We start from the raw sequence: 14,319 nt of genomic DNA on the forward strand, positions 1-14,319 counted from the left end.
CACCCTCGGCCAGAGAGACGGCTACGGCATCTTGTCGCCGAGCAGGGCGAGGTTCTCGATGGCGGCGAGGCCGTACAGGGCGGTGTCGTTGGAACTGACCCAGTTGGCCTCGCTGCCGGGAACCAGCGTGAGCGGGCCGCTCAGCGGCTCGGTCTTCCAGGGTGAGGACTCCATATAGCCGTCGGAGCTGTAGAACTTCGTCCACGCCCGCTTGGCGAGCGTCGCGTCGCCGGTCTGGACGGCGGCGTACGCGTCGAGGCGCGAGTGGCCCTGGAACAGCAGCAGGGAGCCGAAGTTGGAGCCGTAGCGCGCCGCCTGTTCGGTCTTGGTGGCGTTGAAGTAGCGGCAGTAGTCGAGGTAGACCTCCTTGAACTTCGGCACGTCGACCAGGTCGATCAGCTCGGCGCACAGTTCGTTGAGGCCGAAGACGGCGGAGAGGTGGGAGACCGACACGACCGGCGCGGAGGCGATGGCGAACCTGCCGGTGTCGAGGTCGTACAGCCCGCTGCCCTGGACGAAGCCGTTGGGCTGGGCGGCGATCGTCTCCATCGTCGACAGGACGCGCGCCTTGGCCTTCTCCCACTTCGGGCCCTTGCGCTCCCACTCCGTGAGCCAGGCCGAGACCAGACCGCTCCAGTCGGTGCCGAAGCCGATGGACAGGGCGTGCCGGTCGGGGGTGTACGGCTCGGTGCGGATCTTGCGGATCGGGTCGAGGACGAGGAACGTCTCGTCGGAGTCGACGTTGGCGTGCATGAGGTCGCCGACCCGCTCGTCGGCGGTGAGGTAGTAGTAATAGCGGCGGTACGTGGTGTTGGCGATGCGCTGCTGCTTGGCGCTGTCGGCGTAGTGCTGGACGCCGTGCCGGGTGCCGAGGCCCGCCCACTGGCCAAGGTGGTAGACGTCGACCTCGCCGGTGTGCCGGGTGAGCGACTCGGCGAAGCGGAAGATGTCCGAGCGGCCCGAGCGGAGATAGGCCATCCAGAGCCAGATGTCGGGCGACAGCTCGGAGTTGTCCCAGGCGTACCCGCCGACGTCGTACCGCCATTGGTGGCGCACGGTGTCGTACGAGTGCATGAAGTCGCCGTAGTCCCAGAAGCCGTACCAACGGCGCATCTCCACCTGGTCCTTGTAATAGGTGAAGAGGAAGTCGAGGTGGTCCTCGATCTTCGCCTTGGCGGCGGTGGAGCGGTCGGGCTCGGAGAAGAGGCCGCCGAAGACCTTGGCCTTGATCAGGTGCTTGGGCGGGGCGGCGAGCTGCGGCAACACTCTTACGGCCGCCACCTGTTCGGCGAGGGTTTCGGGCGTGGGGGTCGACTCGTTGGCCCAGAAGAGGAGTTCGGAGGTGCGGGCGATGCCGTACGGGGTGCCGAACTCCGGTTCGTAGTCCTCGTAGGTGATGTTGAGGCCTTCGAGCTGTTCGGCGTAGGTGTCCTGGCCCATGCCGTCGTGGTAGAAGCGCAGGTCCATGGGCTGTGCCTCGGGCGACCAGAGCCAGAGGGTGACCTCGGCCTCGTCGGTCGCCGCGTCGCGGATGTCGAGCTGCGCGGGGTACTTCTCCCAGAAGTCCCTGAGGCCGAAGGAGAGGCCGCCGCTCGCCCCGCCGACGTAACCGAAGCCGCTCGCCCGGCGTCCACCGCCCGCGCCGATCCAGCCGTGCCCCTTCTTCGTCCGCTTGCGCAGGGTGAATCCGTCGGCGGAGAGCTGGGAGAGGGTGTAGTCGCCCCACTCGGGGATGTACTGGAGGCGGGTCGTCACCCGCTGGTCCCAGGTGGACGGGTCGGGCAGCTTCTGGCCCGCGAACTGGGCCGCCTGCACGGCCGCGCCCGGGTCGCGGCGCAGACCTGTGATGCCCTGCACGGCCTCCCGCAGCAGACCGGAACCGTCGCCGCCGATGCGGATGTGCCGGTCGTACGCCGCGTCGCGCATCGGCACGTTGAAGCGGACGCCGAGCCCGCGGATGAAGTCGCCGCTCGTCTTCCCCGGCTCCTGCTTCCCGTCGAAGGTGATGGTGTGCACCATCCGGAAGGAGTCGGCGCCCGCGTAGAAGTACAGCCGGATCGAGAACGGCAGCCAACTACGGTCGCCCTTGCGGTGCTTGCCGTCGATGCGGACGACGGCACGGACCGGGCCCTCCTGCTCGACCGTGCCCTCACCGATGACGCTCTCGAACCGCTCGTACTTCTCCGCGCCCTGGTCGTCGTCCTCGATCTCGGGCTGGCGGATCAGCACCAGCCGGCCGTCCTTCGCGATCTCGGTGGAGCCGCGCTTCACCGACTTGACGAGGGTGGAGCCACTCTTGCCGATCTTCGCGGTGATGACGCCGGTCGAGATGTCGATGGTGCCGCCGCTCTTGTCGACGGTCACCTTCTTGTCGGGGGCGGCGGGCGCACCGGCGGCGAGCGTGAGCTTCCCGGAGCCGGAACCGACCGCGTGCGCCGTCCACTTGAGCGAGCCGTCCGGCCAGTAGGCGATCGGCCAGGACTGGACGGGGACGTCCTTGCCGGAGGAATCCGTGAGCGCGAAGGTCTGGTCCTGCTGGTACGCGCCCTTCGGCCAGGGCACACCGACGGTGGAGCCGGGGGCGGCGCCGAGACCGCTGTCCTCCAGCCAGTCCAGGGTCACGGGGTCGGTGTCGGCGGCCTCGGATCTGGCGGCGGCCTGCGCATTCGTGCTTCCCAGGGCCCAGCTGAACTGCGCGGCGGCTCCGGCGACGGCGGCCGCCTTGAGCAGGGACCTGCGGGGGATGGGAGACATGGCCTTTCCTTTCCGTGCGGGGAAGTCAGGGGCATGACAGAAAGAGGTGCGACGCCGGGGCGCCGACCCGTGAAGAGCTCAGCGGTGGCGGTGGCGCTTCTCGACGGCCACGGCCGCCGCGGCGACGGCCCCCAGGACGGGGACCGCCAGCGGCGCGACGAAGAAGGCGGAGCAGGCCACGACGGCCAGGCCGCCGACGAGCAGGAAGGACCCGGCGGGGTCGAGGACCGTACGCCGTCCGGCCTCCGCGAGCAGCGTCCGCCAGGACGCGCCGGGCTCCCAGACGGCCGCCGCGCGCAGCCCGGCGACGGCGAGACCGATCAGGGCGAACAGACCGACGGCCCCGACGAGCGGGCCGCCGGGGATCCCGGCGCGCACGGCCTGGACGTCCACCCAGACCGCGGCCGTCGCGGCCCAGCCGGCGACCCCGGCGATCCAGCCGCCCCGGACGGCCGCCCGGAAGTCTGCGACGAACTCCCGCAGGCCGCCCGCCTCGTGGGAGGTACGCCGCCGCAGATGCCGCGCACCGGCGGCGAACGCGGCGGGGTAGGTGACCAGCGGCAGCGAGGCCAGCGCGATCCACACCCCGGTGAGCAGACACTCCGCGAAGACGGCGAAGCGCTCGGCGAAGACGGATTCGCGGGGTGTCTTGCGGGCCTTGGTGCGCGCGGTGGCCGTACGAGCCATGGTCACGTCCCTCTCAGCCCTTCAGTCCGGAGGTCGCCATACCGTCGATCAGGTACCGCTGGAAGGCGAGGAAGAACAGCAGCACGGGCAGCAGCGCGACCAGCGACATCGCGATCATGCCGCCGTAGTTGGCGACGCCCTCCTGGTCGCGGAACATCATCATGCCGAGCGAGACGGTGTACTTGCTGGGCTCGTTGAGGTAGATCAGCGGGCCCATGAAGTCGTTCCAGGCGTTGATGAAGGTGAAGATCGCGCTGGTGATGAGGGCCGGGCGGCTCAGCGGCAGCACGATCGACCAGTAGATCCGCAGATGGCCGCAGCCGTCGAGCCGCGCCGCCTCGTCGAGCTCGCGCGGCAGGTTCCGCATGAACTGCACCATGAGGAAGACGAAGAACGCCTCGGTGGCCAGATACTTGCCGATCAGCAGCGGAACGTAGGTGTTGATCAGCCCCATCTTCTGGAACATCACGTACTGCGGGATGAGCAGCACGTGGTAGGGCAGCAGGAGCGTGCCGATCATGAGGGAGAACAGCAGGTTCCGGCCGGCGAACCGGATCTTGGCGAAGGCGTAGGCGGTCAGCGAGCAGGAGATGACGATGCCGACGACGGAGCCCAGCGCGTAGAAGAGGGAGTTCTGGAAGAACGTGGCGATCGAGATGTCCGCGATGCCGTCGGCCAGACCCTTGAAGTTGCCGAGGATGGGGCTGGTCGGGAAGAGATCCAGACTGCCGATGATCTCCCGGCTGGGCTTGAACGAGGCGCCGATGACCCAGATGACCGGATAGAGGACGACCGCGAGGATCAGCAGCGCGCCGATGTGCCAGACCAGCGAACCGGTGCGCTTGCGGCTGCCGACTTCCAGGGGCTTGCGCAGGGTGGTGCTCATCGGGCGTCCTCCTCGTAGTGCACCCACCGCTTCTGGGACCAGAAGAGGACGGCCGTCACCAGCGCCACTGCGAGCAGCAGCATCCAGGCCATGGCGGAGGCGAAGCCCATCTGGGACTCCTTGAAGCCCTTCTGGTACAGGTAGCAGGTGTAGACGAGCGTGGCGTCCGCCGGTCCACAGGTGGCGTTGGAGACCACGTACGCCGAGCCGAAGATCTGGAAGGAGTGGATGGTCTCCAGGAGCACGTTGAAGAAGAGCACCGGCGAAATCATCGGCAGGGTGATGTTCCAGAACCGCCGCAGCGGTCCTGCCCCGTCCACCTCGGCGGCCTCGTACAGCTCCCTCGGCACCTGCTTGAGCCCGGCGAGGAAGATCACCATGGGGGCGCCGAACTGCCAGACGGTGAGCGCGACCAGGCTGTAGAGCACCCAGTTCGGGTCACCGACCCAGCCTCCCGTGTGGAAGCCGAGGAACGACTGCGTACGGTCCACGACCGCGTCGTCGGAGAAGAGCGCGCGCCACACGAAGCCGACGGAGACGCTCGCGCCGATGAGCGACGGGGCGTAGAAGGCCGCCCGGTAGAAGGCCTGCCCACGGCGGCTCTGAGCGAGCAGCAGCGCGACCCCGAGGGCGAGCAGCAGTTTGAGCGGAGTGCCGATGACGACGTACTTGGCCGTCACCTCGACCGACTTCTGCCACCGGGGATCGTGGAACATCGCGGTGAAGTTGCCGAAGCCGATCCACTTCGGCGAATTGAAGAGGTTGTAGTCGGTGAACGCGAAGTAGAGGGAGGCGGCCATCGGGCCCGCGGTCAGCAGCAGGAAGCCCGCGATCCACGGGGACATGAAGAGATAGCCGGCGAGGTTTTCCCGGCGCCCCCGCCGCTTTTGGGCGGCGGGGGCCCCGGGGCGTATCTCCGGGGCGTCGGGCGGAGAGTCCTTGACGAGCGTCACGGCGGTTCCCATCAGGCGGCGAGGGCGGTCTTCGCCTCGGAGAAGAACTGCTTGACCGCGTCGGCGACCTTGGTCGCGCCCTGCGACATGTCACCGCCGATGCGCAGGAAGGCGGCCTCGCAGGTGTCGGCGCCGGCCGGGTGCGGGGTGATGGTGCCGAGCACTCCGGCCGCGGCGACATCCGTCTCGTACTTCGCGATCGCCTGGTTCGGCGCGTCGGTCGGCTTGTACGCGTCGAACTGCTCGGTGGTCGCGAGAATGCCGCGGTCGTAGCCCATGATCTTGCCGACCTCGGGGTCGTGCACCATGAAGTCGATGAACTGGGCGACTTCTTTGGGGTGCTTGGTGTGGGCGGAGGCGCTCAGCATCAGGGAGGCAAGGTACTGACCGGTCTGCTTGCCGTCGGTGGTGGGGATCGGCGCGAGGCCGTAGGTGCTGGTGCCCTCGGCCGAGTAGCGGACCGTGAAGTTGTCCCAGGTGAACTCGGAGGCGCCGTGGCCGGCCGTGACCGAGGACTTCGGCTTGTCCTGCTCGACCCGCTTGGGGTCGGTGATGATGCCGGCCTTGACGCGGTTGTAGGCGTCCGTCCACCACTCCGTCAGGTCGGCCTCGTCGAAACCGAGTCCGTCCTTGGTGAAGAACGCCTTTCCGTTCTGCCGGAGGTAGAGGTCGTACAGGTACATGATGCTGAAGTAGCCGGTGTCGCCGGGCAGCTTCTGGGTGTCGTGGATTTTCTTCAGGGCGGCGAAGTACTCGTCCCAGGTCCAGCCTTGCTTGGGATTGATGCCCGCCTTCTCAAACACCTTCTCGTCGATGACAAGTGACATGGTGTTGGATCCGACCGGAATACCGAGCTGCTTTCCGTCGACCTGGCCCACCTTCTCGACTCCGGCGCGGAAGTTGTCGAGGCTCAGATTTCCCGCGTCTATCTGAGGCTTGAGGTCGAGGAGGATGCCTCTTTTGTCGTACTTCCGCAGGAATCCGACCGCGTTCTGGAATACGTCCGGCGGGTTTCCACCGGCGGCCTGGGTCTGGAACTTCTCCCAAAAGGCCACGTAATCCTGGAAGTCCGTCTTCACCTTGATCTTCGGGTACTTCTTCTCGAAGAGCGCGATGGACTGGTTGATCCTCTTCGCCCGCTCGTCGGCACCCCACCAGGCGTAGCGGATCGTGACCGTCCCGTCCCCGGAACTGCCGCTGTCCCCGCCGCAGCCCGTCGTCGCGGCCAGCCCCAGCGCGGCCAGCGAAGCTCCGGCCGCCTTGAGGACCGTACGCCTCTCAACACTCCCGTTGTTTCCCACAGTCGGGCCTCCCCGCGACGTCGTCGGCACAGCGTGAATCGTTTCAAGTAAGCGCTTGCTGGCACAAGGTACGGAGGGGTTTCAGGCGCGTCAATGATTCGGACAGGAATTGATGTGACGGGGCTCGCGCGCGCGGCGGCGGGCTGCGGGGGCGCATTTCGGTTGAGGGTGCGCGAGTGTGCAGGTCCAGGGCGTGCGGTCGGGGCGTCGAACGGGAAACGGCGGGGCGGGCGAGGGGGGCGGGGCTGAAATCAACCATGGGGCGAGTGGGGGTGATGTTGCGGGGCGGGGGTGCGCGAACCGAGCGCGAGGGGGCGGAGGGTGGCCTTCGCGAGAGGGTGACTCGAACTGGCGTACGCGCGTGGGGTGTTGGGAGTGGCCGGCATCCGCTCGCCGAGAAGTGCGCCCAAGGCCGCTTCAACGCGATCGTGTGAGGGTCGGCTCGCGGGCTCGTGACGCCCCGGGGCGATCGGGTTGGCGTCGCCGTGCGATCCCGTACGCCGGGTGCGGCGCCGGCGTGCGGAGTCCCCGCTCCACCGGAGTGATGGACGCTGTCGGCGAATCCCGGTCGGCGTGGTGGGCGGTCTGGCTGGTGGCCCAGGGGCCACGGTGTATGGCCCGGAGAATGTGACACTTGCGCGGAGAGTGTCACATTCCCGCGGCCGGCCACCCGTCCGCAGCGCATTCGCCAACAGCATCCACCGGAGCGATGGTTCGGGGCCTCCCCGTCGCCTCTGACTGTGCCCAGATCGCCAGGTCGCGAGGGAACTGGCCTCCCGGGACCGGACCACGCACGGAATGCGTGTCGCCGCCCCGCCGGGACCGACGCCGCCACCCGGCAACCGGCACTCGGCGCAGCGCTCACTCCTGCGCCCTGGCACGGCCGTACGGAAATGACGAAGGCGACCCGGTCCACGTACTGCGTGGAACTGGGTCGCCTGCCGTGCTGGTGGGCGATACTGGGATCGAACCAGTGACCTCTTCGGTGTGAACGAAGCGCTCTCCCGCTGAGCTAATCGCCCGGGCGCAGGGAGAACATTACCCCATGTCAGGGGGTGCCCCGACCAGCCGAGGGACCTTCAGGGCGGCACTGGAAGGGCCCCCATCCCTTGGATCGGTCACTCGTTGATGTTCCAGGGCATCTGGAGGCCGAACTTCCAGATGTAGACGGCACTGAGTGTCGCGACGATGACGACACCGACGGTCGTGAGGATGATGTTGCGGCGCCGCACCTTGGGGTCGAGCGCCCGCTGCGTCGCCTCCGTGACCTTGCGCTTCGTCCAGCGGAGCACCAGCTGCGCCCAGACGAACTCGGTCGCCCAGATCGCCATGCCAGCGAAGATCACCAGCCAGCCCGGCCCCGGCAGCGGAAGCATGATCACGCCCGCGACGACCACCGCGAGCCCCACGATGAAAACGCCCACCTGCCAGCTCAGGTGCAGCGCGCGACGCGCCTTGATGAATTCCGGTGCCCGCGAACCGAGCGCCTCCTCGATCTTCGTTTCATCATCAGCCATGGCGACCTCACCCGGCTCGTCACTCCCCGTATTCGTACGGCCAAACCCTACCGGAGAGAAACCAGTCACCGGAATGGCCCTATCCGGCGAAGGCACTCTCGGCCGGAAGAGTTACGTAAAGACACGCAAAACACTCAGAGGGGTTTACAACGGCACCGTAGGTGGCATGTCGATTTCGCCGACGTGCGAATCCCCGAGCGCACACTGAGCGAAAGGCCCTGGCGCTTATGAACACCACGGTCAGCTGCGAGCTGCACCTGCGCCTCGTTGTGTCGAGCGAGTCCTCACTGCCTGTTCCCGCAGGACTGCGGTATGACACGGCCGATCCCTACGCCGTGCACGCCACCTTCCATACCGGAGCCGAGGAAACCGTCGAGTGGGTGTTCGCCCGCGACCTCCTCGCCGAGGGCCTGCACCGGCCCACCGGTACCGGCGACGTCCGAGTCTGGCCGTCCCGGAGCCATGGCCAGGGCGTCGTATGCATTGCCCTGAGCTCCCCGGAGGGTGAGGCTCTGCTCGAGGCCCCGGCGCGGGCCTTGGAGTCCTTCCTGAAGCGAACGGACGCCGCCGTGCCCCCCGGCACGGAACACCGGCACTTCGATCTCGACACGGAGCTCTCACACATCCTGGCCGAGAGCTAGCGAGTCCCCACAGAGCCGCCCGGCGCCGTCCACTCGGGGAGACGGCTCGGGCCTAGACAACCGCATAGGGCACAACCGGATAGGGCACAACCGCATAGGGCACAGACACCGGCGCCGTCGCCGCGGACTTCCGCGGAGGCGGCGCCGGTGTGCGGACGCGAGCGCGAGCCTCGACCGGAATGGCGTCGGTGCCGGTGGCCGGGGGCGGGGGCGGGTCTTCCGCATGGACGTCGCCCGGGCGCGCCGACGAGGGCGCACCTCCGCAGGAACGGCCCCCGGCGGGGCACACCCCGGACAGGATCCGGGCGGGCCGGTGCACGGGGCCCGGGTCGACATCCGTGGTGTCGGGGCTCGTGGTTCGCGGTCCGCCCCGGGGCGTGCGGGACCGCACCCTCCTGGACCGCACCCGCTCTCCCGCGCCGGGAAGCCACTACCATCGGCCAGCATCGGCGGGCGGCCGCCCGACCCCCAGGCCAGGGAGCGAAACGTGCTGATCACCCACGACACCCGGTGCGCCCTCGACACCGTGGTGGATCTGGTGAACACCGCGCCGGAGGACCACACGGCGGACGGGCTCGCGGATGTCGCGTCCCTCGCCGATTTCGTACGAAAGCACGAGATCAGTGACGTCGGCGTGCTGACGGAGCACGACCTCGCGGCCGTACGCAAGGTCCGCGGCCGGTTCGCCGGAGTCTTCGCCGCGGACGACCCACGGACCGCCGCGGGTCTCATCAACGAACTGGTCGCCGCCGCGGGCACCACTCCCCGGCTCACCGACCACGACGGCTACGACTGGCATGTGCACTACTTCGCGCCGGGCGCCTCGATCGCCGACCACCTCGCGGCCGACTGCGGGATGGCGCTGGCCTTCTTCGTGGTCGCCGGCGAGCAGGACCGGCTGCGGCGCTGCGAGGCCCCGGACTGCCGGCGCGCCTTCGTGGATCTCTCCCGCAACCGATCGCGCCGCTACTGCGACAGCCGGACCTGCGGAAACCGGCTCCACGTGGCCGCGTACCGGGCACGCCGCAAGGAGGCGGCGGGCTGAGGGAACCGGCTTGCGGGGACGGGAACCGGCCTGCGGGAACGTGAACCGCCCCGCGGGGAAGCTGGACGGGTGGCGGCGGGCTACGGAGCCCTCGGCGGGTGACGCCAGGGGCTCCGTGTACGGCTCAGAGCAGCAGCAGGTCGTGCAGCGAAGCCATGAGCAGCAGACAGCCGATCACCGCAAGGAAGATCATCAGCGGTGGCTGGGAAAGTGCGTAGAGACAACCCCGCCGCTCCTCAGGAGGGACGGCGGTGTCGCTCTCTGTTGTATCCAGCATCTCGCGGCGATGATGGCGCAGCCACCACCCCCTCCGCGATCAACACGCCCGGAATGACCGGGAGTTCGCCAATATCCGCGGTGAGCAGGCACGAACGTGATCGTTTCCGTGCCGTCCCATGATCCTCTGTGTCGTTTCAGTCCGACACAGGCCGGGCTACTTCATATCCGGGCCACTTCATATGCCGTGCTTCTTCAGGATGGCCTCGATGTCGCCGAGGTCGTCGCCGGCGCCGGTGGCCCGGGGTGTCGTCCCGGGTCGGGCGGCCGGGCGGGAGGCCTGGCCCAGCGAGGGCGCCGAGGCCGCGGGGCCCACCGCCTCGCGCCGGGCGGCCCGGGCGGCCGCCTTGCGTTCCTTCCTGGTCCCGCCGCCGCGTCGCTCCACCGCCCGCGTGGTCATGAACAGCAGCCAGGCCACGCCCAGCACACCGAAGCCCGCCCACGCGGTCGGGCTGAACGCGGTGTCGGCCAGCCAGCCGACGACCCCGGTCATCACCAGGCCGACCGGCACCAGCGAGTAGGCGGCGATGCGTGCGGCGGAGAGGAAGCGCTTGCGGTAGGCCGTGACCGCGGCGATGCCGAGGCCGGCCGCGGAGACGGCGGAACAGACGGTCTCGGCAATCATCCGGTCCTCCAGGGCAGGGCTCGGTCCAGCGGGGTCGGTTCGTCCCTTCCATCCTGCACCGCCCTACGCCCGATATGCCATGCTCCGGGCGGACCTCAGGGACATCTCCGGGTCGGGGTCCTCCCCAGGTCCCGGTTGGGGCACCGTCGGCGGGGCTGGGAGACTGGGTGTCATGAACGACTCCTCCACAGCCCGCGCCGCCGCCGTCCTGGACGTCTGGTGCGAACTCCAGTGCCCCGACTGCCGCAGCGCCCTCACCGACCTGCGCGCGCTGCGCGCCCGCTACGGCGACCGGCTGGAGCTGCGGCTGCGGCACTTCCCGCTGGAGAAGCACAAGCACGCCTTCGCCGCCGCACAGGCCGCCGAGGAGGCCGCGGAGCAGGGGCAGACCTGGCCGTACGTCGAGGCGGTGCTCGGTCGCGTCGAGGAGCTGGACCGCAAGGGCGAACCCTTCCTGATCGAGGTGGCCCGTGAACTCGGCCTGGACGCCGAGGAGTTCGACACGGCCCTGATCGACGGGCGGCACATCCTGATCGTCGACACCGACCAGGCCGAGGGCAAGGCCATCGGTGTGACCGGCACCCCGACCTATGTCATCGGCGGCGAGCGGCTCGACGGCGGCAAGAGCCAGGAGGGCCTGCGCGAGCGCATCGAGGAGATCGCCGACCGCCTGCTGGCCGAGGACGCGTAGCACTCGGACGGCGCCGCGCACGTTCTTGTACAGGCGCCCCTCACCTACAGGCATCCCTCAAAGCGGGCTCTCCTGCCTCACAGCAGGTTCTTGTAGAAGTGGTACATGGTCGTCGCGTAGCCGAGCGACTCGTAGAGCTTCTCCGCCGGGGTGTTGCCCGCGAACACGTTGAGGCCGATGCGGTCCCTCCCGCCGACCACCGCCTGGGCCTCGGCCAGCAGCATCAGGGTGCGTCCGTGGCCGCGGCCCCGGTGCTCGCGATCGGCCTCGACGCTGAGCACGTACGCCATGTCGGGCCACAGTCCCACCCACAGGGTGCCGACCAGCGTCCCCTCGTGCTCCAGGACGCTGATCAGTGTGTCCGCGGTGGCCGGCCCGTCCGGCAGGAACCGGGCATGGCTCAGGTCCGCCTTGCGGTACGCCTCGGCCTCGGACACGCCCCGCTCGATCAGGGAACGGGCGAACTCCTCACGCTCGTACGCCAGCCAGGGCACGTACTCGGCCTCGGTCATGGGCCGGGGGACACTGCCGACGGGCAGTTCGGGTGGCGGGCCCTCCAGACGCTTCGCCATGTTCCGGCTGTTCAGGACGTACCCGAGCGTCGTGACGAGCCGGAGCATGGCCGCCGCGTCCGCGGGCACCGACGTCTCGATGCGCTTGCAGCCCCAGCCGCGCGCCACCTCCTCGGCCGCGAGCACGGCCACCGTGCCCCGGCCCCGCCCGCGATCGGGTTCCTCGATGTGCAGCTCCCCGACCCGGGCCACGGTGGGGCCGTATTCGGGGTGCGTGGAAAGGTGGATCTCGCCCACGGGACGGCTGTTCACACAGACCTTGTAGCGGCGTGACAACGCCCCGTCGGCTCCGCGCTGAAGCGGCTCGGTCGGCCGCAGAGTGGTGGTCATCACGGGTGTTCTACCCGCTCCACCAGCTGTCGTCATCCGGATTTGCCGCCGCCGACGCACCCCCCGGATCGGGCCCTACAGATCGGGCCCTACGGATCGAGGTCGTGCCCGGCCCGCTCGTCGAAGATCCGCATCGCCTTGGCCGTCACCGGGCCCGGCGCGCCCGGGAGTTCGCGTCCGTCGACCCGGTGCACGCCCTGCACATCCCGCAGCGTGGAGGTCAGGAAGACCTCGTCGGCGCGCTCCAGGACGTCCAGCGGCAGGTCGGTCTCCTTGGCGCCGGTCCACTCGACGGCGAGCGCGCGCGTGATCCCGGCGAGGCAGCCGGAGGCGAGGGGCGGAGTGTGGATCTCGCCGTCGAGGACGACGAAGACGTTCGAGCCCGTGCCCTCGCACAGCTGCCCGACCGTGTTGGCGAACAGCGCCTCGGACGCGCTCTGTTCGCGCGCGCGGGCCAGGGCGACGACGTTCTCGGCGTACGAGGTGGTCTTGAGGCCGGTGAGGGCGCCGCGCTCGTTGCGGGTCCACGGCACGGTGATCACGGCGGTGGAGTCGGGGCGGCGGGCGGACTCGCCGAGGGCGACGAGCAGGGTCGGGCCGTGCTCACCGCGGTCGGACCCGAGCGGGCCGTGGCCGCCGGTGTACGTGATCCGCAGCCGGCCGAGCGGCATCGGGTTGACGTCCAGTACGGCGGCGCAGGCGCGGCGGACCTCGTCGAGGTCGGGTTCGGGCAGTCCCAGGCCGCGCGCCGAGCGGGCCAGCCGGTCGAGGTGGCGGGTCAGCGCGAACGGCCGCCCGTCCACCGCCTTCACGGTCTCGAAGATGCCGTCACCGACGGTCAGCCCGTGATCGAAGACGGAGACGCGGGCGGACTCCATGTCCTGCAGCCCGCCGTCGAGCCAGATCTTCACGTCAGAGTCCTTCCACTTTCGTACGTGTCTCCGTACTCTCCCGACGCTACCGCGAGCAGCCGGGACGCCTTCAGCTCGGTCTCCCGCCACTCCCCCTCCGGGTCGGAGCCCCAGGTGATGCCCGCGCCGGTGCCGAACCGCAGACAGCCTTCGCGACGGTCGATCCAGAAGGTGCGGATGCCGACGGCGAGCTCGCCGGTGCCACGGTCGGCGTCGACCCAGCCGATGCCGCCGCAGTAGGGGCCGCGGGGCGCGGTCTCCAGGGCGTCGATGATCCGCAGGGCGCTGGACTTGGGGGCGCCGGTGACCGAGCCGGGCGGGAACGCGGCGGCCAGCAGCTCGGGCCAGCCCGCGTCGTCGCGCAGTTCGCCGCGGACCGTGGAGACGAGGTGGACGAGCCCCGGGTGCTTCTCGACCACGCACAGGTCGGGGACGGTGACGGTGCCGGTGGCGCAGACGCGGCCGATGTCGTTGCGGACCAGGTCCACGATCATCACGTTCTCGGCGTAGTCCTTGTCGAGGAGATCGGCCTCGGTGCGTCCGGTGCCCTTGATCGGTCCCGACTCGATGGTGCGGCCGGTGCGGCGCAGGAAGAGTTCGGGGGAGGCGGTGGCGATCTCGACGCCGTGGCGGGGCAGGCGGATCGTTCCTGCGTACGGTGCCGGGTTGCCGCGGGCCAGCAGGGCGGTGAGGGCGTCCACGTCGGCGTCGGGGGCGACGGACGCGGACAGCACACGGCAGAGGTTGGCCTGGTAGACCTCACCGGCGGCTATGTCCGCGCGGATACGGCGCACACCCTCCGTGTACGCGGCGCGGTCGAGGGACGACGTCCAGTCACCGGTCGCGGGGCCCCGCCACTGTCCCGGCACCGGGGCGGGCACGGGTTCCTCTCGTACGTCCTGGAAGCGGGCGCAGATCAGACGCCCCTCGAAGTCGGCCGAAACGGCCCAGAAACCGGCCGAGTCCAGGGCCGCGGGGTCGCTGGTGACGTCGAGGAGACCGGTCGCGACGAGGCCGCCGAAGCGGGCGAGAGGAGGGAGGTCGAGCACGCAGTCGAGTCTAGGGCGGGTGACCTGCGGGTGCCCTGACCATGTCCTTCGGCGGACAGACCGCAGCACGCTGCACAAACG

14 protein-coding genes and 1 tRNA gene are annotated in these 14,319 nt (G+C 69.5%); 3 read left to right on the top strand and 12 right to left on the bottom strand.

Going from position 1 to position 14,319, the window contains the following annotated elements; genetic code table 11:
• Positions 1-21: 21 nt before the first annotated feature.
• The 7 genes from OG747_RS07455 to OG747_RS07485 all read right to left on the bottom strand — a co-directional run bounded on the left by OG747_RS07455 (position 22) and on the right by OG747_RS07485 (position 8,098).
• Entirely contained in the window at positions 22-2,754 is a 2,733-nt protein-coding gene (locus tag OG747_RS07455) for a Tat pathway signal sequence domain protein (RefSeq protein ID WP_405878498.1), read from the bottom strand.
• A gap of 78 nt (positions 2,755-2,832) precedes the next feature.
• The gene (locus OG747_RS07460) at positions 2,833-3,441 is read right to left on the bottom strand and encodes a hypothetical protein (RefSeq protein ID WP_405878499.1); all 609 of its coding nucleotides are present in this window, start codon (positions 3,439-3,441) and stop codon (positions 2,833-2,835) included.
• 13 nt (positions 3,442-3,454) lie between these two features.
• The gene (locus OG747_RS07465) at positions 3,455-4,327 is read right to left on the bottom strand and encodes a carbohydrate ABC transporter permease (protein WP_405878500.1); all 873 of its coding nucleotides are present in this window, start codon (positions 4,325-4,327) and stop codon (positions 3,455-3,457) included.
• Complete coding sequence (locus OG747_RS07470; RefSeq protein ID WP_405878501.1) at positions 4,324-5,280, bottom strand: carbohydrate ABC transporter permease; 957 nt, start codon at positions 5,278-5,280, stop codon at positions 4,324-4,326. The genes OG747_RS07465 and OG747_RS07470 overlap by 4 nt, the downstream gene beginning before the upstream one ends.
• An 11-nt stretch (positions 5,281-5,291) precedes the next feature.
• Positions 5,292-6,581, bottom strand: a complete 1,290-nt coding sequence (locus tag OG747_RS07475) for an ABC transporter substrate-binding protein (RefSeq protein ID WP_405878502.1) — start codon at positions 6,579-6,581, stop codon at positions 5,292-5,294.
• A 947-nt stretch (positions 6,582-7,528) separates the two neighbouring features.
• A tRNA-Val gene (locus OG747_RS07480) sits at positions 7,529-7,603 on the bottom strand.
• Between the two features lie 96 nt (positions 7,604-7,699).
• Complete coding sequence (locus tag OG747_RS07485) at positions 7,700-8,098, bottom strand: TIGR02611 family protein (protein WP_405878503.1); 399 nt, start codon at positions 8,096-8,098, stop codon at positions 7,700-7,702.
• Positions 8,099-8,325: 227 nt separating this feature from the next.
• On the opposite strand from OG747_RS07485, the gene OG747_RS07490 reads away from it, so the two are divergent.
• Together OG747_RS07490 and OG747_RS07495 are read left to right on the top strand one after the other, a co-directional pair.
• On the top strand, positions 8,326-8,739 hold the full coding sequence (locus OG747_RS07490; RefSeq protein WP_003959770.1) for an SsgA family sporulation/cell division regulator: 414 nt from the start codon (positions 8,326-8,328) through the stop codon (positions 8,737-8,739).
• A gap of 487 nt (positions 8,740-9,226) precedes the next feature.
• Positions 9,227-9,784 carry a CGNR zinc finger domain-containing protein gene (locus OG747_RS07495; protein WP_405878504.1) on the top strand — a complete coding sequence of 186 codons (558 nt, stop codon included), beginning with the start codon at positions 9,227-9,229 and terminating at the stop codon, positions 9,782-9,784.
• 124 nt (positions 9,785-9,908) lie between these two features.
• Here OG747_RS07495 and OG747_RS07500 read toward each other — a convergent pair whose 3' ends face one another.
• Both OG747_RS07500 and OG747_RS07505 read right to left on the bottom strand, forming a co-directional pair.
• Positions 9,909-10,061 carry a hypothetical protein gene (locus tag OG747_RS07500; protein WP_405878505.1) on the bottom strand — a complete coding sequence of 51 codons (153 nt, stop codon included), beginning with the start codon at positions 10,059-10,061 and terminating at the stop codon, positions 9,909-9,911.
• Between the two features lie 177 nt (positions 10,062-10,238).
• Entirely contained in the window at positions 10,239-10,685 is a 447-nt protein-coding gene (locus tag OG747_RS07505) for a hypothetical protein (protein ID WP_405878506.1), read from the bottom strand.
• 172 nt (positions 10,686-10,857) lie between these two features.
• On the opposite strand from OG747_RS07505, the gene OG747_RS07510 reads away from it, so the two are divergent.
• The gene (locus tag OG747_RS07510) at positions 10,858-11,376 is read left to right on the top strand and encodes a DsbA family protein (protein WP_405878507.1); all 519 of its coding nucleotides are present in this window, start codon (positions 10,858-10,860) and stop codon (positions 11,374-11,376) included.
• A gap of 77 nt (positions 11,377-11,453) precedes the next feature.
• Here the strand turns inward: OG747_RS07510 and OG747_RS07515 are convergent, their stop codons facing one another.
• The 3 genes from OG747_RS07515 to OG747_RS07525 form a co-directional block, all read right to left on the bottom strand.
• Positions 11,454-12,278 carry a GNAT family N-acetyltransferase gene (locus tag OG747_RS07515; RefSeq protein ID WP_405878508.1) on the bottom strand — a complete coding sequence of 275 codons (825 nt, stop codon included), beginning with the start codon at positions 12,276-12,278 and terminating at the stop codon, positions 11,454-11,456.
• 89 nt (positions 12,279-12,367) lie between these two features.
• Positions 12,368-13,189 (bottom strand): aminotransferase class IV, encoded by an 822-nt coding sequence (locus tag OG747_RS07520; RefSeq protein WP_405878509.1) that lies wholly within the window; start codon positions 13,187-13,189, stop codon positions 12,368-12,370.
• Positions 13,186-14,238, bottom strand: coding sequence for a chorismate-binding protein (locus OG747_RS07525; protein WP_405878510.1), 1,053 nt, complete (start codon positions 14,236-14,238; stop codon positions 13,186-13,188). The genes OG747_RS07520 and OG747_RS07525 overlap by 4 nt, the downstream gene beginning before the upstream one ends.
• Positions 14,239-14,319: the final 81 nt, after the last annotated feature.

The organism is Streptomyces sp. NBC_01384, from assembly GCF_045040035.1.
Lineage (GTDB): Bacteria > Actinomycetota > Actinomycetes > Streptomycetales > Streptomycetaceae > Streptomyces.

Bases quoted from the DNA above. Each gene is read 5' to 3' on its own strand.
- OG747_RS07485 (WP_405878503.1), bottom strand. From the start codon at position 8,098: ATGGCTGATGATGAAACGAAGATCGAGGAGGCGCTCGGTTCGCGGGCA.
- OG747_RS07510 (WP_405878507.1), top strand. From the start codon at position 10,858: ATGAACGACTCCTCCACAGCCCGCGCCGCCGCCGTCCTGGACGTCTGG.
- OG747_RS07455 (WP_405878498.1), bottom strand. From the start codon at position 2,754: ATGTCTCCCATCCCCCGCAGGTCCCTGCTCAAGGCGGCCGCCGTCGCC.
- OG747_RS07500 (WP_405878505.1), bottom strand. From the start codon at position 10,061: ATGCTGGATACAACAGAGAGCGACACCGCCGTCCCTCCTGAGGAGCGG.
- OG747_RS07465 (WP_405878500.1), bottom strand. From the start codon at position 4,327: ATGAGCACCACCCTGCGCAAGCCCCTGGAAGTCGGCAGCCGCAAGCGC.
- OG747_RS07505 (WP_405878506.1), bottom strand. From the start codon at position 10,685: ATGATTGCCGAGACCGTCTGTTCCGCCGTCTCCGCGGCCGGCCTCGGC.
- OG747_RS07515 (WP_405878508.1), bottom strand. From the start codon at position 12,278: ATGACCACCACTCTGCGGCCGACCGAGCCGCTTCAGCGCGGAGCCGAC.
- OG747_RS07460 (WP_405878499.1), bottom strand. From the start codon at position 3,441: ATGGCTCGTACGGCCACCGCGCGCACCAAGGCCCGCAAGACACCCCGC.
- OG747_RS07490 (WP_003959770.1), top strand. From the start codon at position 8,326: ATGAACACCACGGTCAGCTGCGAGCTGCACCTGCGCCTCGTTGTGTCG.